The organism is Arcobacter sp., assembly GCF_050300555.1.
GTDB lineage: Bacteria > Campylobacterota > Campylobacteria > Campylobacterales > Arcobacteraceae > Arcobacter.
In genome coordinates this window covers 1-571 of record NZ_JBNKXY010000295.1, presented here as the reverse complement: position 1 = coordinate 571, position 571 = coordinate 1, and the positions used below count along the sequence as shown (strand labels likewise).

Below are 571 nucleotides of genomic sequence, written 5' to 3'. Positions count from 1 at the left end.
CGTAGAGCTTAGAGCACAGCGCTTCGCGTCTTGCGTCTTTGTGGCATTTTTTTATATATTTGATACGAAAAAAAAGCAAAAAAAGTTTAAAAAATTTTATACCATATTTAAATATACTAAAAATATTAATACTTAAAAATAAAAATAAAGATATAAAAAAAACTAATAAAACTTGACTTGTAACTGTAAAACTATAAGGTAACATACCGAATAAATTACAAAATAAAAGAAAAAAAAAAACTAAAAGAATTAAAAAAAAATAAAAATTATTATATTTTTTTATATTAGATTTACTTAATTCAAAAAAAGTCCAAAAAATTATTTCTATTTTTTGAAAAATAAAACAAGGAATTATTGCGCTATTTTTTTCTGAAATTAAAAAAAATAAGAAAAAAATAAAAAATAAAGAAACATTATAATTAGAAAAAAATAAAAAATTAAATATTTTAAACTGTTCCAAAGGACTATATACCATTAAAAATATAAATTTAATATAAATAACGTCGAAAAATCTATTAAATTTAATATATATGACGGGAAAAAACCAAAAAATACTATTAAAAATATAAAT

General features: G+C 17.2%; 1 protein-coding gene. It reads right to left on the bottom strand.

All coding sequences use genetic code 11. From position 1 onward, the window contains the following. On the bottom strand, positions 1-475 hold a 475-nt coding region (locus ACQY5W_RS13405; RefSeq protein ID WP_428025470.1), incomplete at its 3' end, for a F0F1 ATP synthase subunit A. Positions 476-571: the final 96 nt, after the last annotated feature.